Here is a 24113-nt window from a genome sequence, read left to right as displayed (position 1 = left end):
GAGCCCCCCGTTAGTCTCGGGGATCATGAGACTCCTGCACACGTCGGACTGGCACCTGGGACGGTCGTTCCACCGGGTGAGCCTGCTCGACGCCCAGGCCGCGTTCCTCGACCACCTGGTGGCCACGGTGCGCGAGCGCGACGTGGACGCGGTGCTGGTGGCAGGCGACGTCTACGACCGGGCGGTACCGCCGCTGCCGGCCGTCGAGCTGTTCGACACGGCGCTGCACCGGCTCGCGGACGCCGGGGTGCCCACCGTGATGATCTCCGGGAACCACGACTCGGGACGCCGGCTCGGGGTCGCGGCCCGGCTCATCGAGAAGGCCGGGATACACCTGCGCACCGACCCCGCCGGCGCGGGCACACCCGTGGTGCTCGCCGACGCCCACGGCGACGTGGCCCTCTACGGCCTGCCGTACCTGGAACCGAGCCTGGTCCGCGACGAGTTGGGCGCAGGAAAGGCCGGTCACGAGGCGGTGCTGGACGCCGCCATGGACCGGGTCCGCGCCGACCTCGCCCGCCGCCCGGCCGGCACCCGCTCCGTCGTCCTCGCGCACGCCTTCGTCGCCGGTGGTGAGCCCAGCGACAGCGAGCGCGACATCACGGTCGGAGGTGTGGCCGCCGTACCGGCCGGGGTCTTCGACGGCGTCGACTACGCCGCCCTGGGCCACCTCCACGGCAGCCAGGCCATCACCGAGCGGGTGCGCTACTCGGGCTCCCCCCTCGCCTACTCCTTCTCCGAGGTCCACCACCGCAAGACGATGTGGCTGGTGGACCTGGGCGCGGACGGCGCGATCACCGCCGCCGAGCGCGTGGCCTGCCCGGTGCCCCGCGCCCTCGCCCGCCTGCGGGGCCGTCTCGACGACCTGCTCGCCGACCCGGAGCTGGCCCGCCACGAGGACGCCTGGGTCGAGGCGACCCTCACCGACCCGGTGCGCCCCACCGACCCCATGGCCCGCCTCTGCGCGCGCTTCCCGCACACCCTCAGCCTCGTCTTCGAACCCGAGCGGACCGCCGACGACCCCCTCGCCTCGTACGCGCGGCGCCTGCGGGACCGCAGCGACCAGCAGATCGCCGAGGACTTCGTGGCCCACGTACGGGGCGGGGCGGGCCCCGACGGAGCGGAACGCGCGGCGCTGCACAGCGCCTTCGAAGACGTACGGGTCGCCATGGCCGAGCGCGAGGTGGCCGGGTGAGGCTGCACCGGCTCGACATCACCGGCTTCGGCCCGTTCGGCACCCCCCAGCGCGTCGACTTCGACGCGCTCAGCAGGGCCGGGCTGTTCCTGCTGCACGGGCCGACCGGCGCCGGCAAGACCTCCGTCCTGGACGCCGTCTGCTACGCGCTGTACGGCGCGGTGCCCGGCGCCCGGCAGAGCCCGGGGGCCTCGCTGCGCAGCGACCACGCGGCGCCCGGCACCCCCACCGAGGTCGCCCTCGAACTGACCGTGGCCGGCCGGCGCCTGGAGATCACCCGGCGTCCCGCGCAGCCGCGCCCCAAGAAGCGGGGCACCGGGCACACCACCGAGAAGGCCCAGTCCTGGCTGCGCGAGTACGACACCGCGACGGGCACCTGGCGCGGGCTCAGCAAGTCGCACCAGGAGATCGGTGAGGAGGTCACCCAGCTCCTCGGCATGAGCCGCGAGCAGTTCTGCCAGGTCGTCCTGCTCCCGCAGGGCGACTTCGCGCGCTTCCTGCGCGCCGACGCCGAGGCGCGCGGCAGACTGCTCGGCCGGCTCTTCGACACCCGGCGGTTCGCCGCCGTCGAGGAACGGCTCGCCGAACTGCGCCGCGCCGCCGAACAACGGGTCAGGGAGGGGGACGAGAGGCTGCTGGCGCTCGCCCACCGGATGGCCCAGGCGGCGGGCGGAGCGGCCGGGGACTGGCCGGCGCCGGACGGCAGGCCCGGTGAGCCGGGACTGGCCCGGTCCGTGCTGGCCTGGGCGGCCGTCGCGCGCTCCGGGGCCCGAGAGGCACTGGACATCGCCGGCTCGGCACTGGCCGCCGCCGAGGAGCGGCAGGCCGCGGCGCGCCACGCCCTGGACGCCGAGCGGGACCTGGCCGCCCGCCAGCGCCGCCACGCGGACGCCCGGCGGCGCGCGGCCGAGCTGGACGCAGGGCGCGCCGAACACGACGAGCGGCAGGCCCGGCTGGAGCGGGCCCACCGGGCCGAGCGGGTCGCGGGCCCGCTGAGCCTGCGTGAGGACGCCGCGCGCGAGCACCGGGCGGCGAGCGACGCCCGGGACCGGGCCATGGCCGCCCTCCCGGCCGAGCTCGCCGACGCGGACGCCGGGCGGCTGTCCGCCCTGGAGCGGCGTCTGCGCCAGGACCTCGGGGAACTGGCGGCCGCCCGCCGCGCCGAGCTGCGCGGCGCCGCGATCCGCCTGGAACGCGAGGACCTGGAACGGCAGGAGCGCGCCGACGAGGACGCCCTTCAGGAGGCGGCCGAATGGCTGGCCGGATGGGAAGCCACCCGGCGCGCCCTGACGGACCGCGTCGAAGCCGCCCAGGAAGCGGCCACCCGCGCCGAACACCTCGCCGGGCGGCTCGACCCCGCCCGCCGGCGGCTGGCCGCCGCCCGCCGCCGCGACACGCTGGCCGGGGAGGTCTCCGCCGCCGAGTCCCGGCTGGCGACGGCCAGGGAACGGGCCAACAGCGCCCATGAGACCTGGCTGGACCTGCGCGAGCGCCGGCTGCGGGGCATCGCCGCGGAGCTCGCGGCCCAGCTCGCGGCCGGCCTGCCGTGCGCGGTCTGCGGCTCTCCCGACCACCCGGCGCCCGCGCGCGCGGAGGACGGCCAGGTGGACCCCGGGACCGAGGAGGCGGCGTACGAGGCCCACACCCGCGCGGATGAGGCGAGGGCGCGCGCCGAGCGCGAACTGGCCGTCGTACGGGAGGCGCTGGCCGCCGCCCGGTCGGCGGCCATGGACTCGGCCGACCCGGACGGCGCCCTGGTCGGCGCCACCGGAACGGGCTCCGCCGACGGCGCCACCGCCCCGTCCGCCGGCCCCACCGCCGGCGTCGCTCCGGCCGGGCCGTCCGTCGGTCACCCGGAGCCGCCCTCGTCGGCCGGTTCCGGGGCCGCTCCGGCCGGGCTGCCCGCCCAGGCCGGGCCCCGGGCGGGAACCCCCACGGGGATCCGCGCCGGCGCCGGACTGGCGGGATTCCCCGCCCAGGCCGGGCCGCCGCGCCCGGACCAGGCCGACGGCCCGAGCGCCGCCGAACTCGCCGACCTGGTCGAACGGCTGGAGCGCGAGCACACCGAGGCGCACCGGCTGGCCGCCGGGACCCACGCCGCCCGTGAGGCACTGGTCCGCGCGGAACGGGAGTACGAGGAGCGGCTCGCCGTCCAGCGCCGGGCCGAGCGCCGGGCCGCCGCGCGCACCAGTCAGCGCGAGGCCCTGGACCGCGAGCAGGCGGCGCTCGACGCCGAACTGGCCCGCGTCCGGGACGGCGCCACCGACACCGTCGCCGACCACGCCGCCCGGCTGGAGCGCAGGATCGGCGCCCTCGCCGAGGCGGCCGACGCGGTACGGGCCGTGGAGGCCACCGCCCGGCGCCTGAAGGAGGCCGACGGCCGGCTCGCCGACGCCGCGTTCCACGCCGGCTTCGGCACGCCCGACGACGCCGCCGCCGCGCTGCTCGCCGACGACCGCCGGCGCGAGCTCCAGCGGCTGCTGGACGACTGGCGGGCCGAGGCCGCGGCGGTCGCCGACCGGCTCGCCGAGCCGGAGACACGGGCCGCCGCCGCGTGCCCGCCCGCCGACCCGGACACCGCCCTGGCCGTGCACGGCGCCGCCGAACGCGCGCTGCGGGAGGCGGCCACCGCCCTGTCCGCCCACCGGGAGCGGTACGACGAGCTCGCCCGGCTGTCCCGGCGGGCCGCCGCTGAGGTGCGCGGGCTCGGGCCGCTGCGCGAGGAGTACGACAGGGTGGCCCGGCTGGCCGGTCTGACCGCCGGGACCTCGGCCGACAACGAACGCCGGATGCGGCTGGAGTCGTACGTCCTGGCGGCCCGCCTGGAGCAGGTGGCCGCCGCGGCCACCGTCCGCCTCCAGCGCATGTCGTCCGGCCGCTACACCCTGGTCCACTCCGACGCGCGCTCCGGCGGCAAGCGCTCCGGGCTGGGCCTGCACGTGGTCGACGCGTGGACCGGCAGCGAGCGCGACACGGCGACGCTCTCCGGCGGTGAGACCTTCTTCGCGTCACTGGCGCTGGCCCTCGGCCTGGCGGACGTCGTCACCGACGAGGCCGGCGGCGTACGGCTGGACACCCTCTTCATCGACGAGGGGTTCGGCAGCCTGGACGACCAGACCCTCGACGAGGTGCTGGACGTGCTCGACTCGCTGCGCGAGCGCGACCGCAGCGTCGGCATCGTCAGCCACGTGCCCGACCTGCGCCGCCGCGTCCCGGTCCAGCTCGAGGTGGTCAAGGAGCGCGGCGGCTCGGCGGTGCGGCTGCGTACGGGGGCGGGGGTCAGCGGCTGACCGGGCGGCGCCGCAGCGGTGAGGAGTAGACCACGCTGGTCGTCACCGAACCCAGCGCGCCGACCCTCCCGGAGACCTCCTCCAGGTGCCCCATGGAGCGGGCGGCGACCTTCAGGACGAAGCAGTCGTCGCCGGTGACGTGGTGGGCCTCCAGGATCTCCGGGGTGGTCTCCAGCAGGTCGTGGAACGGCTTGTAGTTGCCGTGCGGGTAGCGGAGCCGTACGAAGGCCAGGATGGGCAGCCCGATCCGCTCGTGGTCGACCACCGCCGTGTAGCCGGCGATCACCCCCGCCTCCTCCAGTCTGCGCACCCGCTCGGTGACGGCGCTCGCGGACATGGACACGGTACGGGCCAGCTCGGCGAAGCTGGCCCGGCCCTGGTCCTGCAGGGCCTGGAGGATGCGCCAGTCGGTGGCGTCCGGTGAATATCCGGTCATGGACGAGGAATAGCAGGGAATTCCCCGGTCGGACAAGAGAAGGCCCGGGGATCGTCACTTCACCGAGATGATCAACCCACCGTACCTTTCCCCTCATGACGACATCACGGCCCTCCTCCGCCCACCCGGTCCTGCGGGTTCCGCCGGCGTCGCCCGCCGCTGCCGCCGCCTACTTCTCGGCGAGCCTGGCCTTCCACACCGACCCCTCGGACGTCGCCGCCGCCCTGGCCGCGGGCGGCGATCCGGGGTTCGTGCTGCTGGACTCCCGGTCCGCCGAGTCCTGGGACCAGGGCCGCATCCCCGGGGCCGTGCACCTGCCCACCGCGCTCATCGCCGACCGGGCGGGGCACCTGCTGGACCGGTCGGTCCCGGTGGTCACGTACTGCTGGGGCCCGGGCTGCAACGGCGCCACCCGGGCGGCCCGGGTCCTCGCCGAACTCGGCCACCAGGTCAAGGAGATGCTGGGCGGGTTCGAGTACTGGGTGCGCGAGGGCTTCGAGTTCGAGACCCGGCGGGGCCGCGACCGGCGGCCCGTCGACCCGCTGACCGCCGTGACGGGCGCCGGGGTCTGCGGCTGCTGACACCCGGCCGGACCGCGCCCGGCGGCCCCGGGGCCCGGGCCGAACGGCAGCGGCCGAACGGCACGGGGCGCGCCCGGGCGTGGGGGACCCGGGGCGCGGACGGGTGCCGGGCGCGGGCCCGGCGGGGCGGTGGTCAGAGGCGGGACAGCTCGTCCACCAGGTCGTCCAGGCCCAGCGGGCCCTGGGAGAGGGCGGCCATGTGCCACTTCTTGGCGTCGAAGGCGGCGCCGTGCGCCCTGCGCGCGTTCTCACGGCCCAGCAGCCAGGCGCGCTCGCCCAGTTTGTAGCCGATCGCCTGCGCCGGCATGGACAGGTAGCGGGTGAGCTCGCTCTCCACGAACGCCGGCGGCCTGCTGCTGTGCGCCCGGAAGAACTCCTGGGCCAGCTCCGGCGTCCACCGCTCGCCCGGCCGGTACGGCGAGTCCGCCGGGATCCGCAGCCCCAGGTGCATGCCGATGTCCACGATCACCCGGCAGGCCCGCATCATCTGGGCGTCCAGGTAGCCCAGGCGGCGCTCCGGGTCGGGCAGGAAGCCCAGTTCGTCCATCAGCCGTTCCGCGTACAGGGCCCAGCCCTCGGCGTTGGCGCTGACCTGCCCGACCGTCGCCTGGTAGCGGGAGAGCCGGTCGGCGACGTGCACCCACTGCGCGAGCTGGAGATGGTGACCGGGCACCCCCTCGTGGTACCAGGTCGACACCAGGTCGTAGACCGGGAAGCGGGTCTCGCCGTCGACCGGCAGCCAGGTGCGGCCCGGGCGGGAGAAGTCCTCGGACGGACCGGTGTAGTACGGCGCGGCGGCGCCGCCCGGGGGAGCGATCCGGGACTCCACCTTCCGTACCCGCTCGACGAGTTCGAAGTGCGTGCCGTCCAGCGCCTCGATCGCCTCGTCCATCAGCTCCTGCAGCCAGACCCGCACCTGCTCGACGCCCTCGATGTGCGCGCCGTGCTCGTCGAGGTGGGCCAGCGCCTCCCAGGGGCCCGCGCCCGGCAGGATCCGGCCGGCCTCGGTCCTCATCTCGGCGTACAGCCGGTGGTACTCGTCCCAGCCGTACGCGTACGCCTCGTCCAGGTCGAAGTCGGTTCCGTTGTAGTAGCGGGACCAGCGGGCGTAGCGCTCGCGGCCGACCGTGTCGGGGGCCTTGGCGACGGCCGGGGCGTACACGTCGCGCATCCAGTCGCGCAGTTCCACCAGCGCCCGCGTGGCCTGCCGCGCCGCCGGGTCCAGCTCGCCGCGCAGGGCGTTGGGCCCGCCCGCCGCGAACTCCTCGAACCAGCCGCGCCTGGCCCCGTCGTGGCCCGACCACTCGGTGAGCTGCTGGACGAAGGTCGCCGTCGCGCGGGGCCCGCCCGGCAGTTCCCGCTCCAGCCCCAGGGCGAGGGAGGCCCGGTAGCCCTCCAGCGCGGTGGGCACCGCCCGCAGCCGCTCGGCGACCGCCGACCAGTCCTCGTCCGTCCCGGTGGGCATCACGGTGAACACCATGCGCACGCTGTGCGCGGGGGAGTGGATGTTGCTGACCGTGCGCAGCCCCTCGCCAGCCTCGTGGACGGCGAGCTCGGCGGTGAGCCGTTCCCGCAGGAGCCGGCCGCACCGCCGTTCGGCGTCCTCGGCCGCTCCCGGCAGGCGCTCCGCCTCGTCCAGCCGGGCGAGCGTCCGGCGGGCCAGCGCGGCGATCTCGTCCTGCCCGGCGGGCGAGAAGTCGGGCAGCAGACCGGCGCTCTCCCGGACCCCCAGGTACGTACCGGTGATCGGGTCGAGTCCGACGAGCGCGTCGACATGGGCATCGGCGACCTGGCGGGGCAGGGCGCTGCTGGAGGTCTCTGGCATGGGGCCATCCTCGTATGCCGCCGGCCTGGTCGTCATCCTCCCCGGCCCCCGCCGGATGTCACTCGGCCGACATGTGAGGACCCTGAACGGGCGGCAGCAGCGGCCCGCACTCCCAGTGCTGGAAGATCAGCCGGGTCTCCACCCGCGCCACCTCCCGCCGCGAGGTGAACTCGTCCAGCACCAGTCGTTGCAGGTCGGCGGCGTCCACCACGGCCACGTGCACCAGGTAGTCGTCCGGTCCGGTCAGATGGAACAGCGCCCGGGACTCCGGCAGGGCGCGGACCCGTTCCACGAACGGCCCGATGAGCTCCCGGCGGTGCGGCCGGACCTGGACCGAGAGCAGCGCCTCAAGGCCGCGCCCGAGTTTGGCCGGATCGATGCGCAGCCGGTGCCCGAGCACCACCCCGGTGCGGCGCAGCCGTGCCACCCGGTCCAGGCAGGTCGAAGGGGCCACGCCCACCTCGGCGGCCAGCTCCCGGTAGGTGGTCCGGGCGTCGTTCTGCAAAAGGCGAAGTATGTGCAGATCGACCGTGTCCAATACGACGGAACCAGTCATTCGGCGAACGTAACACGGTGATTTTCGGCTACGGGCCGGTATCTGTTCACAGTTCCGTCATGGACACCATGGACCACGCCGCCTCGCCCGCCCCCCGCCACCCCAGGGCGCTGGCCACCGAGGCCGTGCACGCCGGCCGCGACGACCTCGCCGCCCAGGGCCTGCACGCCGTGCCGATCGACCTCTCCACCACCTACCCGTCGCACGACGCCAGAGCCGAGGCCGCCCGCATCGACGCGTTCGCCGCCACCGGCGCCCGCCCGGAGGGCCCACCCGTCTACGCCCGGCTCGACAACCCGACCACGGCCCGCTTCGAGACCGCCCTGGCCCGGCTGGAGGGCACCACGAGCGCCGTGGCGTTCGCCAGTGGCATGGCCGCCCTCACCGCCGTGCTCCTGGCCCGGGCGAGCATGGGCCTGCGCCACGTGGTGGCGGTCCGCCCGATGTACGGATGCAGCGACCACCTGCTGGACGCCGGGCTCCTCGGTACGGAGGTGACCTGGACCGGTCCCGAGGGCATCGCCGCGGCGATCCGGCCCGACACCGGACTGGTCATGGTGGAGACGCCGGCCAATCCCACGCTCGCCGAGGTCGACATCCGGGCCGTGGCCGACGCCTGCGGCTCGGTACCGCTGCTCGTCGACTCCACCTTCGCCACCCCGGTCCTGCAGCGGCCGGTGGAGCAGGGGGCGCGGATCGTGCTGCACAGCGCCACCAAGTACCTGGGCGGCCACGGGGACGTGCTCGGGGGAGTGGTGGCCTGCGACGAGGAGCTCGCCGGCCGGCTGCGCCAGGTGCGGTTCGCCACCGGGGGCGTCCTGCACCCGATGGCGGGCTATCTGCTGCTGCGCGGCCTGTCCACCCTGCCGGTCCGGATGCGGGCGGCGTCGGCGACCGCCGCGGACCTGGCGCGCCGCCTGGCGGTCGACCCGAGGATCGCGCGGGTGCACTATCCCGCGATCGGCGGGGCCATGGTCGCGTTCGAGGTGTACGGGGACCCGCACGACGTGATCGCCGGGGTACGGCTGATCACGCCCGCGGTGAGCCTCGGCAGCGTCGACACGCTGATCCAGCACCCGGCCTCCATCAGCCACCGCATCGTGGCCGAGGGAGACCGGCGGTCGGCCGGCGTCAGCGACCGCCTGCTGCGGCTCTCGGTCGGTCTGGAGGACGTCGAGGACCTGTGGCGGGACCTGACGGAGGCGCTCAGCGCTCGGCCGGCTCCGTCCGCCGGCCGGGACGCGCCCGCTCAGCGGTCCGGTGGTGCGGTTCGGGAGCTCCGGTCAGCCGCGCGGTGATCACCAGGGTGCCCTCCTCGATCTGGTAGTCGAGCGGGAGGTCCAGGCCCCGCATGGCCGCGACCATCCCGGTGTTGGACGACTGCGTCACCGCGTAGACGCTCGCGCAGCGCGCCTCGACGGCCAGCGCCACCAGGCGGCGCAGCAGCTCGGAACCGATGCCCCGGCGCTGCCAGTCGTCCTCGACGAGCAGCGCCACCTCGGTCTCGTCGCCGTCCCAGAGCAGGTGGCCGAGCGCGACGAGCCGTCCGGAGGCGGTCCGGACGGCGAGCGTGCGGCCGAAGCGCGGGCTGAGCAGGTGGTTCAGATAGCGGTCGGCGTCACCGACCGGGCCGTGGTAGCGCAGTGCGAGCGTCCGGTCGGAGCACCGGTCGTGCATCGCGCGGGCGGCCACGAGGTCGCCCGGACCGGCGCGCCGGACCGTGATCTCGTTGCCCTCGGGGAGGGTCAGCACGTCCTGGCTGCGCGGGACGCGCGGCCCCAGGCGGGTGTCCAGCTCCACCAGGGCGCGGGCCCGGGCGAACTCGGTGGGCGTGAAGGGCAGGTAGGCCCGCTCGACGGTGATGGCCCCGCCGTTCGGGTCGCGCAGCCGCATCACCGTGTCGCCCGCTTCCAGGAGCCCCTCCACCGGGGCGGTCTCACCGGTGGGGCGTCCGGTCAGGGAGACCGCAGGCCGGGAGTGGATGGTGCACCGGCCCAGCAACTGGCGCAGCGCCAGGGGGAGTTCCGCGCCGTCCAGGGCAGTACGGGTGGCCAGTCCCAGCACCCGGGTGGGGGTGTCGACCAGGTCGTGGGCGTCGGCCCGCTCGACCCAGGTGCCCCTTCCGCCCGCCGCGGCGATCTGCTCGGTCAGCCGGGCGGGCGCCAGTGCCTCGGGTGCCCGCAGCAGGAACTCGTCCACGGTGCCCTCGGCGAGCGGGTGCGTCTGCAGGGTGAGGATGTCCACGCCGAGGTGGGCGAGGGCGGTGCACAGCGCGGCGAGGCTGCCCGGCTCGTCGCGCACCGTGGTGCGCATCCGCCACAGCGTCGTCCGCGGCCGCCCGGCCGGCGCCGGGGTTCCGGCACCCGTGCTCACCGGGGCGACCGCCGGCGCCGGTGAGCCGCCGGTATCACCGGGGTGGCCGGCCGGCGGGGCGTGGCCGTGGCGGCGTGACCACCAGATGTGGAAGGCCGCGGTGGCGATCAGGGCCACGGCCGAGACGGCGAGCAGGTAGGGGCCGTCGGGGCCGTGCGCGACGGTGTTCGCGACCGCGTCGGCCACGGCGACGGCGGTGAACAGGGCGGCCAGCTCGACGAGGTCCCGCCGCCAGTGGTGGCGGCGGGTGCTCCGGAGGGATGAGGCGTCAGTCATGGCATCACTGTGACGGAGCGGTGTTGCCTGATCACGAACGCTCTGTGACTGATGGGTTAAGCAGGGTTCTGGGCGCTTAATGACTGATTTTCGCTTTTTCGGCCGAGGATCGTTCGCCTCGACGTCCCTCCCTGTTCGCCAACGAGTTCGGCGGGTGGCGGGCGACCGGCTACGGGCGACCGGCCGGGCCCGGGCGGCCCGGCCGGCGTCACGTCACTGGCCCACGAGGCCCGGCCGGAGCACCTTGCTGAACAGGACCGTGCCGCCCTCCGCGCGCAGGCGTACCGTCAGTTCCCCGCTGCCGCCGTCGATGTCCACCTCGCCGAAGTACTGCGGCGACTCCATCGGTGAGACATTGGCGCGCTCCGGAGCCCGTACGAAGACCCGCTCCGGACCGAAGGTGGCGTCCAGGGCGCTGGCCGGGAACCCACCGGCCGCCAGCGGCCCCGACACGAACTCCCAGAACGGCGCGAAGTCCTTGAACGCCGCGCGCTCCGGCGCGTAGTGCTGCGCCGAGGTGTGGTGCACGTCGGCCGTCAGCCACAGGGTCCCGGTGATCCGCCGGTGCTTGACGAACCGCAGCAGCTCGGCGATCTGGAGCTCCCGGCCGAGCGGCACACCCGGGTCCCCCTGCGCCACGGCCTCGAAGTCCGTCGCCCCGTCCGGCACGACCAGGCCCAGCGGCATGTCGGCCGCCAGCACCTTCCACACCGCCCGCGAACGGGCCAGCTCCCGCCGCAGCCAGGCGAGCTGGCCGGCGCCGAGGATGCCGTCGCGGTCGTCGGCCTGCCGCCCGGGCGAGTTGGCGTTGCGGTGGGTGCGCATGTCCAGCACGAAGACGTCGAGCAGCGGGCCGTACCGCACCACCCGGTGCATCCGGCCGCCCCCGCCCTCGGCGAGCGTGGACACCGGGAAGTACTCGCCGAACGCCCGCAGCGCCCGGGCCGCCAGGACGTCCACGTCCTTCTCGGTGTAGCGGGGATCGTCCAGGATCTGCCCGGGGTACCAGTTGTTGCGCACCTCGTGGTCGTCCCACTGCACGACCGAGGGCACCTGGGCGTTGAACGCCCGGACGTTGTGGTCGAGCAGGTTGTAGCGGAAGTTGCCCCGGTACTCGCCGAGGGTCTCGGCGACCTTGGACTTCTCCTCGGTGGTCACATTGCGCCAGACCCGCCCGTCCGGGAGCGTCACCCGGGGCTGGAGAGGCCCGTCCGCGTAGACCGTGTCACCGCTGCACAGGAAGAAGTCGGGGTCGAGGCGGCGCATCTCCTCGTAGGCGCGGAACCCGCCGATGTCCGGGTTGATCCCCCAGCCCTGCCCGGCGATGTCGCCCGACCACAGGAACCGCACCCCGTCCCGGCGCCGCGCGGGGGCGGTGCGGAACGTCCCGTACACCGGCTCCCCGCTGCGCCGGGGGTCGTCCGGGTCGGTGAGCGTCACCCGGTAGTGGATCTGCTCCCCCGCCGGCAGGCCGCGCAGCGCGGTGCTGCCGGTGAAGTCGGTGTCCGGCCCGAGCAGCGGGCCGTGCCACCGGTGGACCCGGCGGAACGACTCGGTCGCCGAGGTCTCCACCACCATCCGGGCCGGCCGGTCCGAGCGCACCCACACCAGGCCGGACGAGGAGGTGACGTCGCCGGCCTGCACGCCCCACCCGGCGTTCGGCCGCCCGGACCGCGACTGTGCCGGCGCGGCCGGCGCGGGCGCCGGCGCTGCGCCCAGCGAGAGGGCGGCCGAAGCGGCCAGCGAGCCACGCAGAACGGTACGGCGGCCGGGAGCGGAACCGGGCGGCTGGCTGTACGTCATCGAATACGCCTCCGAGGGCGGGCGGGAAGCCGGGCAGCGGACGGCTGCCGGGTCACGGCCATACCTAGTGGCCCGGGGAGGCGGGCGCGCGAACCGCACATGAACAACCGGGTCACCCGCCGTGGCGGGCACCCCGGGCCCGCGCCCGGCCGTCCCGCGCGGTGGTGGCTGGACACGGCCGGAGCGCGTCGGCTGGGATGGGAGGGTGACGACCGATCCCCCCGCGTACCGCGCCCCCGGCGCGGACGGCACCGGCCCCACCGGTGTCTTCGAGGCCCATCGCCCGCTCCTGACCGGGGTGGCCTACCGGATGCTCGGCCGGGTCGCCGACGCCGAGGACGTGGTCCAGGAGACGTGGCTGCGCTGGTCGGGCGCCGAGCACGCGGAGGTCCGCGACCCGCGGTCCTATCTCGTACGGATCACCACCCGGCTCGCCGTGGACCGGCTGCGCCAGGCGCGGGCGCGGCGCGAGACGTACATCGGCCCCTGGCTGCCGGAACCGGTCGTCACCGACTTCGGACCCGCCGTCCCGGACACGGCCGAACGGGCGGTGCTGGCCGACTCCGTGTCACTGGCCGTGCTGGTCGTCCTGGAGTCCCTCTCACCGCTGGAGCGGGCGGTGTTCGTGCTCCGTGAGGCGTTCGGCTTCCCGTACGGGGAGATCGCCGCCGCCCTGGACCGCTCGGAGGCCGCGGTGCGCCAGCTCGCCGGCCGGGCCCGCCGCCACGTCGACGAGGGCAGGCCCCGCTACGACGTGGACCCCGCGGTACGCCGCGACCTCACCGAGCGCTTCCTCGCCGCGGCGTCGGGCGGCGACCTGGCCGGGCTGCTCGCCCTGCTCGCCCCGGACGTCCGACTGGTGGGCGACAGCGGCGGCAGGGCGAAGGCGCCGCTGCGGGTCGTCGAGAGCGCGGACAAGGTGGGCCGCTTCCTCATCGCCGTCGCCCGGCAGCCCGTGCCCCAGGCCGAGTTCCGGCTGGTCGAGCTCAACGGCGGTCCGGCGCTGCTGGTGCTCTCCGGCGGCAGGCCCGACTCGGTGTTCCAGCTCGGGGTGCGGGACGGGCTGATCCAGTGCGTCCACATCGTGCGCAACCCCGAGAAGCTGACCGCGGTGGTGCCCCGGGGTCCGTCGCGCCTCCACCGCCGGACCGGCCGCGCCGGGTGACCCCCGCGCCGGTGGCGGCGGCCGTTCCCGGAGCGTGGCCCTCCCCCCTCCGGCGCGTGGCCCGTCCCCGCCCCGACAACGCTGGGTGAACGCTCTGTGGCGGAGTCCGGCAGCGCTGCGTAACCGGGCGATGATTGGTCTTGACCAAAGAGGTGCGCCGTCCTATGGTCGCAGGGATAGTGAAGGAACCTTTAATAAACAAGCGCGAGGAAAGCCGCCGGGGACACGGCGATTGCGGAGGATCAGGGTGGGGACCACGCAGCTGGAGTCGGTGCCGGAGCCGAAGTACTGGCACCTCAAGACCGTGCTCAGCGAAGCGCTCGACTCCGATTTCGCGGTGGGGGAGATCCTGCCCAACGAGCGTGAACTCGCCGCTCGTTACGGGGTCGCCCGCGCCACACTGCGCCAGGCGCTCGAACAGCTCGAACTGGAGGGCCGGCTCCAGCGGCGCCGCGGCGTCGGCACCACCGTCGCCCCGCCCCGCGTGGGGGTCGACGTCTCCACCACCCAGCACCAGTGGCCCGGGGCGGGCGAGGAGAGCTGGCAGCCCGTCGACTGCGCCGCCGCCGTGCCGCCCGCCGCCGTGGCCCGCATGCTGGGCACCGGTGCCCAGGAGACCGTGCACACCGTGCGCCGGCTGCGGGTGCCGCACGGGGCACCGGTCGCGGCCGAGCACCTCTACGTCCCGTCCGGCTCGGTGCCCGACCTCACCGCCATCGACGCCCCCTCCGGCCCCGCCAGGGCCCGCAGCGTGCTGCGCGAACTGCAGCGCCTGGCGCTGGAGGGCCAGGACCGCGCGGTGGAGCTCGGCTCGGCGCGGGCCGACGACGCCAAGGAGCTCGACCGGCTGCCGGGCGCCCCGGTCCTCCTCGTCACCACCCGGTACTTCGCCGGGGGCCGCACGGCTGCCGTCTCGGTGGCCACCTACCGTGCCGACACCTGCCGGCTCACCTTCGGTGACGCGGGAGACCTCCAGATCGCGTCCTGACGCCGGCCCGCGCCGCCCCGCGCGGGACAACGGCCCGCCGCCCGGCCGCTCCTCGCGGTCAGCGGCGGGCCGTCACCGTTCCCTCGACCGCGAAGAGCTGTTCCTCGACGTGGTCCAGCGCCAGCCGCAGCGCCCCGGTCGCCACCGCCGCCTCGCCCAGCAGCGACAGCGCCACCCGGGGCGGCCTCAGGCAGAACCGGGCCAGCTCGTCCCGCAGCGGCTGCAGTATCCCGTCCAGTCCGGCCGCCCAGCCGCCGACCACCACCAGCTCCGGGTCGAGCGCCAGTACCAGGGCCGCCACATCGTGCACCAGCCGCTGGATGAACCGCTCCACCGCGGCCAGGGCCCGCGCGTCCCCCTTCCGCGCCAGGGCGAACACCTCCGCGACCGCCTGCTCGTCCAGTGGGTGCAGCGGCTCGTCCGTGGTGGACAGCAGCGTCTCCGGGGTGACCTCGCGGCCCAGCAGGTGCAGGGCGCCGATCTCGCCGGCCGCCCCGCCGAAGCCCCGGTGCAGCCGTCCGCCGATCAGCGACCCGGCACCGGGGCTCAGCCCGGCCAGCACGAAGACGATGTCGTCGGAATCCGCCGCGGCGCCCTTCCACTGCTCGGCCACCGCGGCCGCGTTCGCGTCGTTCTCCACCAGGACCGGGCAGCGGAACGAACGCCGCAGCCGCTCGCCCAGCGCCAGACCGGTCCAGCCGGGCAGCGCCGTGCAGAGCCGTACCGTCCCGTCGGCCTCCACCACGCCGGGCGTGCCCACGCCGACCGCCCGCAGGCTGTCGCGTGGCACACCGGTGCGCCGCAGCACATCGGCGACCACCGTCCGGACCCGCTCCAGCCGTTCGTCCGCCGACGCCTTCTGGCCCACCGCCCGGGAGCCGGCACCGATGATCCGCCCGTCGAGCCCGGACAGCAGCGCGGCGACCCGGTGGGGACCGATCTCGACACCCAGCAGGTGCCCCGCCTCCGCGCGGAACCGGAACCGGCGGGCCGGCCGGCCCTGCCGCCGGGCGGCGCCCTCCTCCGGGGCTGCCTCGACCACCAGACCGGTCTGGATCAGCCCCTCGACGACGCCCTCCACGGTCGGCCGGGACAGGCCGGTGAGGCGGGTCAGGTCGGTGAGGGTGAGCGCGTCGGCGCCGCGCAGCGCATGGAGTACCACCGCGGAGTTGATCCGCCGCAGCAGTGACGGATCCCCGCCGGTCAGCCGGCCCACCGTGTGTCCTCCCAGTTGGAGCGCGTGTGTGCGGATGGTACTCAATGGTTGAACGACCGGCGACCGGGGCCCGTCCACCGGCCGGGCGAGGCGCCCGGTACCGCGCCGGCGGGTACCGCCCGCCCGACCCCCGGCCACCTGGCCGGGCGCCGGGGGCCGGCCGTGCCGCCTGCCGGTGCGTCAGCCGGCCTGGCCGCCGAAGCCCTGACGCGACGCCAATTGTCAGTGGGGCGGGCTTTACTGGAGCCATGACCACCGCACGGCATCTGGCGACCGTCGACGCGCTGCGCTCCCGCCCCTTCCCGGCGCAGCGCGGCAGATCGGACGTGGGGGACAGTGGTCCGGGCCACCACATCGCCGAGCTCGCCACGAGTGAGGACTTCTGGGAGGACGACGGCACCCGGCGGGAGCTGACCGGGGATCAGTTCGAGGCGGAGCGGGAGGCGCTGGCGGCGGTGCTGAGCGGCCGGTGGGGCCGGCCCCAGGTCTTCAGCCTCTGGTCGCTGCTGGAGCGCGGGCTGGCGGGCGAGCCCCTGCCGGAGCCGTGGGGCACCCTCAGCGGTTCGGTGCCGGACGTGCACCTGTGGCGGGTGGACGGGCGCTGGCTGGCGCTGGGCGTCTCCCAGTGGGACAAGGAGCTGCCGTTCCAGCTGCTCGCCGTCGTCACGGAGACCGACCCGCCCTAGGGGGTGTCTCGCCGATCCCGCCGGGCTCGGGTCACCCGGTGCCGCGCCTCGCCGCTCGGTCGCGGGTCGCCACTGCCCCGCAGTGGCTCCCTCCTCCGCCCCGCGATCCACGGCACCGGACGCCGCTCCCCGATCCGGCCCGATCGACCAGACACTCCCTAGGGGCCCTCACGGGCAGCCGCCCGCAACCGGCCGAACTCCTCCGCCATCGTCTGCACGGTCCAGTGGGCGTTCAGGCCGCTGGGGTTGGGAAGCGCCCAGATCCGGGTGTCGCCGATCCGGCGGTCCTGCGGCCCTATGCGGGCCTTGCGGTCGCCGAACGCCGTCCGGTACGCGGTGACACCGGCCACCGCGAGCCAGCGCGGCCGCAGCCGTTCGACCTTGGCGGCCAGCAGCCGGCCGCCCTCGCGGAACTCCTCGTCGCTCAGCTCGTCGGCCCGCGCGGTCGCCCGCGCCACCACGTTGGTGATGCCGAGCCCGTGGTCGAGGAGCTCCTCCTGCTCGGCGGGCCGCAGCCGGCGCGGCGTGAAACCGGACAGGTGCAGCACCGGCCAGAAGCGGTTGCCCGGCCGGGCGAAGTGGTGGCCCGTGGCGGCTGACATCAGCCCCGGGTTGATGCCGCAGAACAGCACGGACAGACCGCTCGCGATCACGTCGGGCACGACGCGGTCGCGAGCGGCTTCGAGTTCCTCAGGTGTCATACGCGACTGGTGCCCCGGCTCAGAGGATCGACCCGGGCACGTAACCGGCCGCGTCGGGGTGCCGCTCGGCGATCTCCCCGATCCGGGAGACCACCGTGCCGACCTGGTCGGCGGCCGCGCCCGTGAACGACAGCTTGTCCGCCATCAGGGCGTCCAGCTCGGCCCGGTCCAGCGGGATCCGCTCGTCGGCGGCCAGCTTGTCCAGCAGCTCGTTGCGCTCGGCCCCCTGCTCGCGCATGGCCAGCGCCGAGGCGACCGCGTTCTCCTTGATGGCCTCGTGGGCGACCTCGCGGCCGACCCCGGCCCGCACCGACGCCATCAGCACCTTGGTGGTGGCCAGGAACGGCAGGTAGCGGTCCAGCTCCCGGGCGACGACCGCCGGGAAGGCGCCGAACTCGTCCAGCACGGTCAGGAACGTCTCCAGCAGGCCGTCGAACGCGAAGAACGCGTCGGGCAGCGCCACCCGGCGCACCACCGAGCACGACACGTCGCCCTCGTTCCACTGGTCGCCCGCCAGCTCGCCGGTCATCGAGGCGTAACCCCGCAGGATCACCATCAGGCCGTTGACGCGCTCGCAGGAGCGGGTGTTCATCTTGTGCGGCATCGCCGAGGAACCGACCTGGCCGGGCTTGAACCCCTCGGTCACCAGCTCGTGGCCGGCCATCAGCCGGATCGTCCTGGCCAGCGACGAGGGCGCGGCGGCCAGCTGCACCAGGGCGGTGACGACCTCGTAGTCCAGCGAGCGGGGGTAGACCTGGCCGACCGAGGTGAAGGCGTGCGCGAAGCCGAGGTGGGTGGCGATCCGCTGCTCCAGCTCGGCGAGCTTCGCCGCGTCGCCGCCCAGCAGGTCGAGCATGTCCTGAGCGGTGCCCACCGGGCCCTTGATGCCGCGCAGCGGGTAGCGGCCGAGCAGCTCCTCCAGCCGCGCGTACGCCACCAGCAGCTCGTCCGCCGTGGTCGCGAACCGCTTGCCGAGCGTCGTGGCCTGCGCGGCGACGTTGTGCGACCGGCCCGCCATCACCAGCTCGCCGTACTCGGCGGACAGCTTGCCCAGCCGCACCAGCACCGCCACCGTGCGGTCGCGCACGAGTTCCAGCGAACGCCGGATCTGGAGCTGCTCGACGTTCTCGGTGAGGTCGCGGGAGGTCATGCCCTTGTGGACCTGCTCATGACCCGCCAGCGCGTTGAACTCCTCGATACGCGCCTTCACGTCGTGGCGCGTGACCTTCTCACGCTCGGCGATGGAGGCGAGGTCGACCTGGTCGACCACCCGCTCGTAGTCGGCGAGCGCGGTGTCCGGCACCTCGATCCCGAGGTCCTGCTGCGCCCGCAGCACGGCGAGCCACAGCCGGCGCTCCAGCTTCACCTTCTGCTCGGGGGACCAGAGGTCGGCGAGCTCCGCGGAGGCGTAGCGGCCGGCGAGGACATTGGGGATGCGAGGCTTCGCAGACGCAGCAGTCACGTGACCAGATTCTACTGGCGGTTTCTGCAGGTCGGCGCCACGGTCCCGGTTGTGGCTCGCTACGAGAGCGAGGAGTCGCGGGAGTCCTGGTAGGGCAGCAGCTGCGGCCGCTTCGCCGGCCGGCCGTCTCCCGACGAGCGCCCGGTCAGCCGCCGCGCCACCCACGGCCCCAGGTGCTGCCGCGCGAAGCGGGCGTCGCTCACCCGCCGGGTGAGCCAGCGCTCCGGAACGGTGGAACCCAGGGGTGCCCGCCAGTCCTCCTCGGCCGGCAGCCCCAGCGCCTGCCACACGGCCTCCGCCACCCGCCGGTGCCCCTCGCCGGTCAGATGCAGCCGGTCCAGGTCCCACAGCCGGGGGTCGCCCATCACCGGGGCCCCGTACAGGTCGACCACCAGCGCGCCGTGCCGGTCCGCGAGCTCGTCCACGTACCGGAACAGTTCCTCCATGCGCGGCCGGAACCGCTCCATGACCGGGCCCCGGCGGCCGGGGCTGCGCATCAGCACCAGCTGTCCGCACGAGGGGGCGAGCCGCTCCACCGCCTCCTCCAGCAGCCCGCGCACCCGCCCCATGTCGCACGCGGGCCGCAGGGTGTCGTTGAGCCCGCCGACCAGTGTGACGACATCCGCCTCCATGGCCGCCGCGAGGTCCACCTGCTCGTCCACGATCTGCCCGATCAGCTTCCCGCGCACGGCGAGGTTGGCGTACCGGAAGCCGGGTGTGCGTGCGGCGAGGCGGGCCGCCAGCCGATCGGCCCACCCCCGGTAGGACCCGTCGGGCAGCAGGTCCGACATGCCCTCGGTGAAGCTGTCGCCCAGCGCGACAAAACTGTTGTAGGTGGCATTCATCTCCATGGCGGAGTGATCGTACCGTGAGCCCCGCCGGGCCGGGCACCCGCCCGGAGCCCGGCCCGGCGGGGTCGCCGGAGGGCGGGTCAGACCACCGGGCGGCCCACCAGCTGGCGCAGGATGTCCTCCATCGTGACCAGGCCGGCCAGCTTGCCGTTGTCGTCCAGCACCGCCGCCAGGTGGGTGCGGCTGCGCCGCATCGCCGTCAGGACGTCGTCCAGCGGGGTCGCCGCCCGCACCCGGGCGATCGGCCGCATCGCCGACACCGGGAACGGCACGTCCCTCGGTGTCGCGTCCAGGGCGTCCTTGACGTGCAGGTAGCCCAGGATGCGGCCGGTGGAGTCGACCACCGGGAAGCGGGAGAACCCGGACTCGGCGGACAGCGCCTCCAGCTCCTCCGGGGTGGTGCCGACCCGGGCGTGCACCACCCGCTCCAGCGGCATCACCACGTCCCGCACCGGCCGGCGCCCCAGCTCCAGCGCGTCACGCAGCCGCTCGGCGGCCCGGTCGTCCAGCAGGCCGGCGTGGCCCGCGTCCGTCACCATCCGGGCGAGCTCGTCGTCCGAGAAGGTCGCCGACACCTCGCTCTTGGCCTCCACCCGCATCAGTTTCAGCAGGCTGTTGGCGAAGGCGTTGACCGTGAAGATCACCGGACGCAGCGCCCGGGCCAGCGCGACCAGCGGCGGACCGAGCAGCAGCGCGGTCCGCGTCGGCTCGGCCAGTGCGATGTTCTTCGGCACCATCTCGCCGAGCAGCATGTGCAGGTAGGTCGCCACGGCGAGCGCGATCACGAACGAGATCGGGTGCACCAGCCCGTGCGGCACGCCGACCGCGTCGAAGGCCGGCTCCAGCAGGTGGGCGATGGCGGGCTCGGCGACGACGCCGAGCACCAGGGTCGACAGCGTGATGCCGAGCTGAGCGGCCGCGAGCAGCGCCGAGACGTGCTCCAGACCCCAGATGACGCTGCGGGCGCGCCGGTCCCCGGCCTCCGCCGCGGGCTCGATCTGGCTGCGGCGCACCGAGATCATGGCGAACTCGGCGCCGACGAAGAAGGCGTTGACGACCAGCGTCAGCAGACCGATCAGCAACTGGATCGCGGTCACCGGCCGGCCTCCTCTTCGTCGTCCCGCGCGCCGGGCGGCGGCGCGTGCATCAGGACCCGCGCGGCCCGGCGCCCGGAGGCGTCCACCACGTCGAGCCGCCAGCCGGCCAGCTCCACGCTGTCGCCGACCGCCGGGATCCGGCCCAGTTCGGTGGCGACCAGGCCGGCCAGGGTCTCGTACGGGCCGTCCGGCACGCGCATGCCCAGCGTCTGGAGCTGGTCGGTCCTGGCGGCCCCGTCCGCCGACCACAGGGGCCGGCCGTCGGCGTCCTCACCGGCCCGCGCGAGGTCGGGCGTCTCGTGCGGGTCGTGCTCGTCGCGCACCTCGCCGACGACCTCCTCCACGATGTCCTCCAGCGTCACGACACCGGCCGTGCCGCCGTACTCGTCGATGACCACGGCCATGGCCGACTTGCCGGACAGCCGGTCCAGGAGCCGGTCCACGGTCAGGGTCTCCGGGACGAACAGCGGCTCGCGCAGCATCTCGGAGACCGGCTTCAGGCGCCGCAGCGAGGCGGGTACCGCGAGCACGTCCTTGATGTGCGCGGTGCCCACGACCGTGTCCAGGCCGCCCCGGTAGACGGGGAAGCGGGACAGGCCGGTGGCGCGGGTGGCGTTGGCGACGTCCTCGGCGGTGGCCTGCGCCTCCAGCGCGATGACCTGGACGCGCGGGGTCATCACGTTCTCCGCGGTCAGCTCGGCCAGGGTGAGGGTGCGCACGAACAGCTCGGCCGTGTCGGCCTCCAGGGCGCCCTCACGCGCCGAGTGGCGGGCCAGCGCGACCAGTTCCTGCGGGCTGCGCGCGGAGGCCAGCTCCTCGGCCGGCTCCATGCCGAGCCGGCGCACCAGCCGGTTGGCGGTGTTGTTGAGGTGGCTGATCAGGGGCTTGAAGGCGGCGGTGAAGAACCGCTGCGGGGTGGCCACGACCTTCGCGACCCCGAGCGGGGAGGAGATGGCCCAGTTCTTGGGGACCAGCTCGCCGACCACCATCAGGACCACGGTGGACAGGGCCGTGCCGATGACCAGGGCCACCGACGAGGCGACCGAGTCGGGCATGCCGACGTCCCGCAGCGGGCCGCGGAGCAGCTTGGCGATCGCCGGCTCGGAGAGCATGCCGACGATGAGGTTGGTGACGGTGATGCCGAGTTGCGCGCCGGAGAGCTGGAAGGTGAGGGAGCGTACGGCCTTCAGGGCGCCCGCCGCTCCGCGCTCGCCCCGCTCCACGGCCCGTTCCAGGTCGCCGCGCTCGATGGTGGTGAGGGAGAACTCCGCCGCGACGAACGCGCCGCAGGCGAGGCAGAGCAGCAGTGCCACGACGAGCAGGAGCACTTCAATCATCGGTTCACCTCCGTCCCATGGTCTGCCCGGGAGGGGAGGATCGCGCGATGTCGGCTACTGGGAGGCTCGCCCATGGGCGGACGCTCACACCTTTCAACGGAGGACGAATGATGCACTCATGGTAAAGGACCGGCAAAACGGCGGGCGCGGCCGGTGTCAGTGGTCCGGCGGCGGGTTCCGCGCGCCGGCGGTGTCGGCCGGCGGCTCCACCCGGCGGGACCACCTCGGCTCGGGCGCGTAGCCCGCGGCCCGCCCAGGGTGCTCGGCGAGCTCGTCGCGGCCGGGGACCACCGCGTCCCCGCGCGGTCCGCCCGGCCGGACGGACCGCTCCCCGGGCGCCGCGAGCGGCACGCCGCCGGGGCCCGGGGGAGACCGCCGGCCGGTACGGGTGGCGGCGCCACCCGTCGGACCCCGCTGGGCCCGCCGACGGATCCGGCCGTCCGGCCGGGCGGTGCCGCCCAACGGGCGGATCAGCGCCTCCTGGTCGCGAGCGACCAGCCGTTCCGCTCCGTCGCGGTCGTCGCTGATGCCGGTGCCCTCGGCGCCGGTCCTCCGGGAGGCCGGGACGGCGTCGTGGCCTCCCGGCGCGGCGGCCCGGACACGAAGATCGTTCACGGGCCCGTGCTCCCAGCCGTCCCTGAGCGCGCCGGCACGGGCCCGGGGGCCGCCGCGGCGGCCCGGTGCCCGGCCGGCCGTACCGGCTCCGGTCTTGTCATGGCCCCTCCTTCACCGACAGAGTCCCTGCCCCGTGGGCGCCCGAGTAGTCCGGTCACCACCCGCGCGCCGGCACTCCGGCGCGCGGCGTCGCGGTGTGGCCGTGGCCCCGGGAACGTCCCCACGGCGGGGCCACCGGCCGAGCCGCCCGCGACCGCCCGGGCGCGCGGCAGCGGGGCGTCGGTGCGCCCGGCCGGCCGGTGGCGAGGGGTGACCGGAGGTGCGCGCCGTCGTCGCGGAACCGGGCCATGGCGACCGCGCGGCGGCGACACCCGCCGAACGGGCCGCGACTTCCCGGTACGGGCGCCGCCGGGGCCTACCGGACGCCCTCTAGCGGGCGTCGCGGTCGGACGCCGGCCACAGGTACGGCAGGTCGTCCGGCACCGCGGGGAAGCGGGGCCGGTAGAAGCCGGGGTCCTTGCGCACCAGCGCCGACTGGTGACTGCGGTGGAAACCGGGGTCGCCCAGCCACGGCGGCAGGTCGCCCTCCGCGGCGAGCCGGTCCTGGGTGCGCACCTCCCGGCCCGGGTGGTGCGCGGCGAAGTCGGCCAGCATGGTCGTCGCGCAGGTGTCACGGCGGCCCTCGGCGGTCCACACCCCGCACATCTCCAGGCCGTAGCGCACCAGCGCCTCCTCGTACCCGGTCCACATCCGGACCGCGGGGTGCCTGGCCCAGCCGTAACCGGGCACGGTCAGGCCGCGCAGCACCTGCAGCGCCTCGACCCGCTGCTTGCCCAGCCGGCGGGTGTCGAGCACGGCCGCCGACGCCGAGAAATCCGGGAACGGCAGGAAGGTCTGCATATCAGGCGGTCGCCCTGGGACAGCGGACGAAGCACATGGTCATCTCCTCGCTGGGGCCGTGCCGGGCCGGGGCCCGGAAGCGGCCGGACGGTGGCGGTGCTGCACGGACACATTCCGCGTTCCGCGCCGAAACCAACCTCTCCCGCGCGGACGCCGGCACCTGTCCGACCGGAGGCCGGCCCGGACCGGGCGGGCCTCAGAAGTCGAACTCGACGTAGTCGATGTCGGTGAACTCCACCTGGAGGCCGTCGGCCCGGCGGCCGTGGTCCTTGAAGTACTGCTCCTGCAGGCCCTCGGCCGCGATGTCCCGGAGCTGCCGCTCGGTGGCCCCGGCGGTCCGCGCCTCGAACAACCGGGCCGCGTACGCGGGCGGCAGGTGCTGGGTGATCAGCCGCAGCCGGCTGTCGTCCGTGCTGCCCGGGGCGGCGGTGAAACCGAACCGGGCCCGGGTCTCGATCACGATGCCACCGGTGGTGGCCGCCGTCTCCCGGGCCCGCCGACGCACCCGCGGCTGCCAGCTCCTGCGCACCTCGGCCTCCAGCCGGGCGGCGAGTTCGGCCCGGGGATGCTTGATCTGGCCCTTCAGATACCGCTCGACGGTGCGCTGGGAGACGCCCAGGCGCCGCGCCACCGCCCTGGTGGAACCCTTCTCGCTCCTGACCAGGAAACGCATCCGCGCCCCGGCCGACCTGGGGATGGGCCGGGTGAACGTGTTCGACTCCGCCTTGTCGAGGCTGTCGGCCAGGATGCCCATCGCGCG

The 24113-nt window shown here is 75.0% G+C and carries 21 protein-coding genes; 7 read left to right on the top strand and 14 right to left on the bottom strand.

The window, feature by feature from the left end; all coding sequences use genetic code 11:
• The first annotated feature begins 25 nt into the window (after positions 1–25).
• On the top strand, positions 26–1195 hold the full coding sequence (locus tag AB0H53_RS05955) for an exonuclease SbcCD subunit D (protein WP_362107836.1): 1170 nt from the start codon (positions 26–28) through the stop codon (positions 1193–1195).
• Positions 1192–4485: an AAA family ATPase gene (locus AB0H53_RS05950; RefSeq protein ID WP_362107833.1), complete on the top strand. Its 3294-nt coding sequence runs from the start codon at positions 1192–1194 to the stop codon at positions 4483–4485. The genes AB0H53_RS05955 and AB0H53_RS05950 overlap by 4 nt, the downstream gene beginning before the upstream one ends.
• Here the strand turns inward: AB0H53_RS05950 and AB0H53_RS05945 are convergent.
• Positions 4475–4921 (bottom strand): Lrp/AsnC family transcriptional regulator, encoded by a 447-nt coding sequence (locus AB0H53_RS05945; protein ID WP_362107830.1) that lies wholly within the window; start codon positions 4919–4921, stop codon positions 4475–4477. The two genes, AB0H53_RS05950 and AB0H53_RS05945, sit on opposite strands and share 11 nt — an antisense overlap.
• Positions 4922–5016: 95 nt before the next feature.
• On the opposite strand from AB0H53_RS05945, the gene AB0H53_RS05940 reads away from it, so the two are divergent.
• Positions 5017–5502 carry a rhodanese-like domain-containing protein gene (locus tag AB0H53_RS05940; protein WP_362107827.1) on the top strand — a complete coding sequence of 162 codons (486 nt, stop codon included), beginning with the start codon at positions 5017–5019 and terminating at the stop codon, positions 5500–5502.
• A 133-nt stretch (positions 5503–5635) separates the two neighbouring features.
• Here the strand turns inward: AB0H53_RS05940 and AB0H53_RS05935 are convergent, their stop codons facing one another.
• Entirely contained in the window at positions 5636–7327 is a 1692-nt protein-coding gene (locus tag AB0H53_RS05935; protein WP_362107824.1) for a DUF885 domain-containing protein, read from the bottom strand.
• Between the two features lie 58 nt (positions 7328–7385).
• A complete protein-coding gene (locus tag AB0H53_RS05930) occupies positions 7386–7883 on the bottom strand; it encodes an Lrp/AsnC family transcriptional regulator (RefSeq protein WP_362107821.1) in 498 nt (165 codons plus the stop codon).
• Between the two features lie 68 nt (positions 7884–7951).
• On the opposite strand from AB0H53_RS05930, the gene AB0H53_RS05925 reads away from it, so the two are divergent.
• Entirely contained in the window at positions 7952–9181 is a 1230-nt protein-coding gene (locus tag AB0H53_RS05925; RefSeq protein ID WP_362107998.1) for a PLP-dependent transferase, read from the top strand.
• Here AB0H53_RS05925 and AB0H53_RS05920 read toward each other — a convergent pair.
• Positions 9090–10532: a GNAT family N-acetyltransferase gene (locus tag AB0H53_RS05920; RefSeq protein ID WP_362107818.1), complete on the bottom strand. Its 1443-nt coding sequence runs from the start codon at positions 10530–10532 to the stop codon at positions 9090–9092. The two genes, AB0H53_RS05925 and AB0H53_RS05920, sit on opposite strands and share 92 nt — an antisense overlap.
• A gap of 213 nt (positions 10533–10745) precedes the next feature.
• Complete coding sequence (locus AB0H53_RS05915; protein ID WP_362107815.1) at positions 10746–12335, bottom strand: alkaline phosphatase D family protein; 1590 nt, start codon at positions 12333–12335, stop codon at positions 10746–10748.
• Between the two features lie 205 nt (positions 12336–12540).
• Here AB0H53_RS05915 and AB0H53_RS05910 point away from each other — a divergent pair, with 205 nt between their 5' ends.
• Together AB0H53_RS05910 and AB0H53_RS05905 are read left to right on the top strand one after the other, a co-directional pair.
• A complete protein-coding gene (locus tag AB0H53_RS05910; protein ID WP_362107812.1) occupies positions 12541–13500 on the top strand; it encodes an RNA polymerase sigma-70 factor in 960 nt (319 codons plus the stop codon).
• 247 nt (positions 13501–13747) lie between these two features.
• A complete protein-coding gene (locus AB0H53_RS05905; RefSeq protein WP_362107809.1) occupies positions 13748–14488 on the top strand; it encodes a GntR family transcriptional regulator in 741 nt (246 codons plus the stop codon).
• A 58-nt stretch (positions 14489–14546) separates the two neighbouring features.
• Here AB0H53_RS05905 and AB0H53_RS05900 read toward each other — a convergent pair whose 3' ends face one another.
• Positions 14547–15704 carry an ROK family protein gene (locus AB0H53_RS05900; RefSeq protein ID WP_362107806.1) on the bottom strand — a complete coding sequence of 386 codons (1158 nt, stop codon included), beginning with the start codon at positions 15702–15704 and terminating at the stop codon, positions 14547–14549.
• Between the two features lie 248 nt (positions 15705–15952).
• Here AB0H53_RS05900 and AB0H53_RS05895 point away from each other — a divergent pair, with 248 nt between their 5' ends.
• On the top strand, positions 15953–16390 hold the full coding sequence (locus tag AB0H53_RS05895) for a hypothetical protein (protein ID WP_362107803.1): 438 nt from the start codon (positions 15953–15955) through the stop codon (positions 16388–16390).
• Positions 16391–16548: 158 nt separating this feature from the next.
• Here AB0H53_RS05895 and mug read toward each other — a convergent pair whose 3' ends face one another.
• The 8 genes from mug to AB0H53_RS05855 form a co-directional block, all read right to left on the bottom strand.
• Positions 16549–17091 carry a G/U mismatch-specific DNA glycosylase gene (mug, locus tag AB0H53_RS05890; protein WP_362107801.1) on the bottom strand — a complete coding sequence of 181 codons (543 nt, stop codon included), beginning with the start codon at positions 17089–17091 and terminating at the stop codon, positions 16549–16551.
• Positions 17092–17110: 19 nt separating this feature from the next.
• Positions 17111–18553, bottom strand: coding sequence for an adenylosuccinate lyase (purB, locus tag AB0H53_RS05885; protein ID WP_362107798.1), 1443 nt, complete (start codon positions 18551–18553; stop codon positions 17111–17113).
• A 59-nt stretch (positions 18554–18612) separates the two neighbouring features.
• Entirely contained in the window at positions 18613–19404 is a 792-nt protein-coding gene (locus AB0H53_RS05880) for an SGNH/GDSL hydrolase family protein (protein ID WP_362107795.1), read from the bottom strand.
• A gap of 80 nt (positions 19405–19484) precedes the next feature.
• Positions 19485–20501: a hemolysin family protein gene (locus AB0H53_RS05875; RefSeq protein WP_362107792.1), complete on the bottom strand. Its 1017-nt coding sequence runs from the start codon at positions 20499–20501 to the stop codon at positions 19485–19487.
• The gene (locus tag AB0H53_RS05870; RefSeq protein WP_362107789.1) at positions 20498–21838 is read right to left on the bottom strand and encodes a hemolysin family protein; all 1341 of its coding nucleotides are present in this window, start codon (positions 21836–21838) and stop codon (positions 20498–20500) included. Before AB0H53_RS05870 ends, AB0H53_RS05875 begins: the two co-directional genes overlap by 4 nt.
• A 156-nt stretch (positions 21839–21994) precedes the next feature.
• Positions 21995–22453 (bottom strand): GNAT family N-acetyltransferase, encoded by a 459-nt coding sequence (locus AB0H53_RS05865; RefSeq protein WP_362107786.1) that lies wholly within the window; start codon positions 22451–22453, stop codon positions 21995–21997.
• A gap of 429 nt (positions 22454–22882) precedes the next feature.
• On the bottom strand, positions 22883–23353 hold the full coding sequence (locus AB0H53_RS05860) for an MSMEG_6728 family protein (protein WP_362107784.1): 471 nt from the start codon (positions 23351–23353) through the stop codon (positions 22883–22885).
• A 196-nt stretch (positions 23354–23549) separates the two neighbouring features.
• Positions 23550–24107, bottom strand: a complete 558-nt coding sequence (locus AB0H53_RS05855; RefSeq protein WP_362107781.1) for an XRE family transcriptional regulator — start codon at positions 24105–24107, stop codon at positions 23550–23552.
• Positions 24108–24113: the final 6 nt, after the last annotated feature.

Source organism: Streptomyces sp. NPDC050856 (assembly GCF_040653855.1).
Classification (GTDB): domain Bacteria; phylum Actinomycetota; class Actinomycetes; order Streptomycetales; family Streptomycetaceae; genus Streptomyces.
Note: the sequence above shows the minus strand (reverse complement) of the source record. Positions and strands in the feature narration are given on the sequence as shown.

What these genes read in the sequence shown, in the direction of transcription:
- AB0H53_RS05955 (WP_362107836.1), top strand. Translation starts at nt 26, where the DNA reads ATGAGACTCCTGCACACGTCGGACTGGCACCTGGGACGGTCGTTCCAC.
- AB0H53_RS05945 (WP_362107830.1), bottom strand. Translation starts at nt 4,921, where the DNA reads ATGACCGGATATTCACCGGACGCCACCGACTGGCGCATCCTCCAGGCC.
- AB0H53_RS05940 (WP_362107827.1), top strand. Translation starts at nt 5,017, where the DNA reads ATGACGACATCACGGCCCTCCTCCGCCCACCCGGTCCTGCGGGTTCCG.
- AB0H53_RS05935 (WP_362107824.1), bottom strand. Translation starts at nt 7,327, where the DNA reads ATGCCAGAGACCTCCAGCAGCGCCCTGCCCCGCCAGGTCGCCGATGCC.
- AB0H53_RS05930 (WP_362107821.1), bottom strand. Translation starts at nt 7,883, where the DNA reads ATGACTGGTTCCGTCGTATTGGACACGGTCGATCTGCACATACTTCGC.
- AB0H53_RS05925 (WP_362107998.1), top strand. Translation starts at nt 7,952, where the DNA reads ATGGACCACGCCGCCTCGCCCGCCCCCCGCCACCCCAGGGCGCTGGCC.
- AB0H53_RS05920 (WP_362107818.1), bottom strand. Translation starts at nt 10,532, where the DNA reads ATGACTGACGCCTCATCCCTCCGGAGCACCCGCCGCCACCACTGGCGG.
- AB0H53_RS05915 (WP_362107815.1), bottom strand. Translation starts at nt 12,335, where the DNA reads ATGACGTACAGCCAGCCGCCCGGTTCCGCTCCCGGCCGCCGTACCGTT.
- AB0H53_RS05895 (WP_362107803.1), top strand. Translation starts at nt 15,953, where the DNA reads ATGACCACCGCACGGCATCTGGCGACCGTCGACGCGCTGCGCTCCCGC.
- mug (WP_362107801.1), bottom strand. Translation starts at nt 17,091, where the DNA reads ATGACACCTGAGGAACTCGAAGCCGCTCGCGACCGCGTCGTGCCCGAC.
- AB0H53_RS05880 (WP_362107795.1), bottom strand. Translation starts at nt 19,404, where the DNA reads ATGGAGATGAATGCCACCTACAACAGTTTTGTCGCGCTGGGCGACAGC.
- AB0H53_RS05870 (WP_362107789.1), bottom strand. Translation starts at nt 21,838, where the DNA reads ATGATTGAAGTGCTCCTGCTCGTCGTGGCACTGCTGCTCTGCCTCGCC.
- AB0H53_RS05860 (WP_362107784.1), bottom strand. Translation starts at nt 23,353, where the DNA reads ATGCAGACCTTCCTGCCGTTCCCGGATTTCTCGGCGTCGGCGGCCGTG.
- AB0H53_RS05855 (WP_362107781.1), bottom strand. Translation starts at nt 24,107, where the DNA reads ATGGGCATCCTGGCCGACAGCCTCGACAAGGCGGAGTCGAACACGTTC.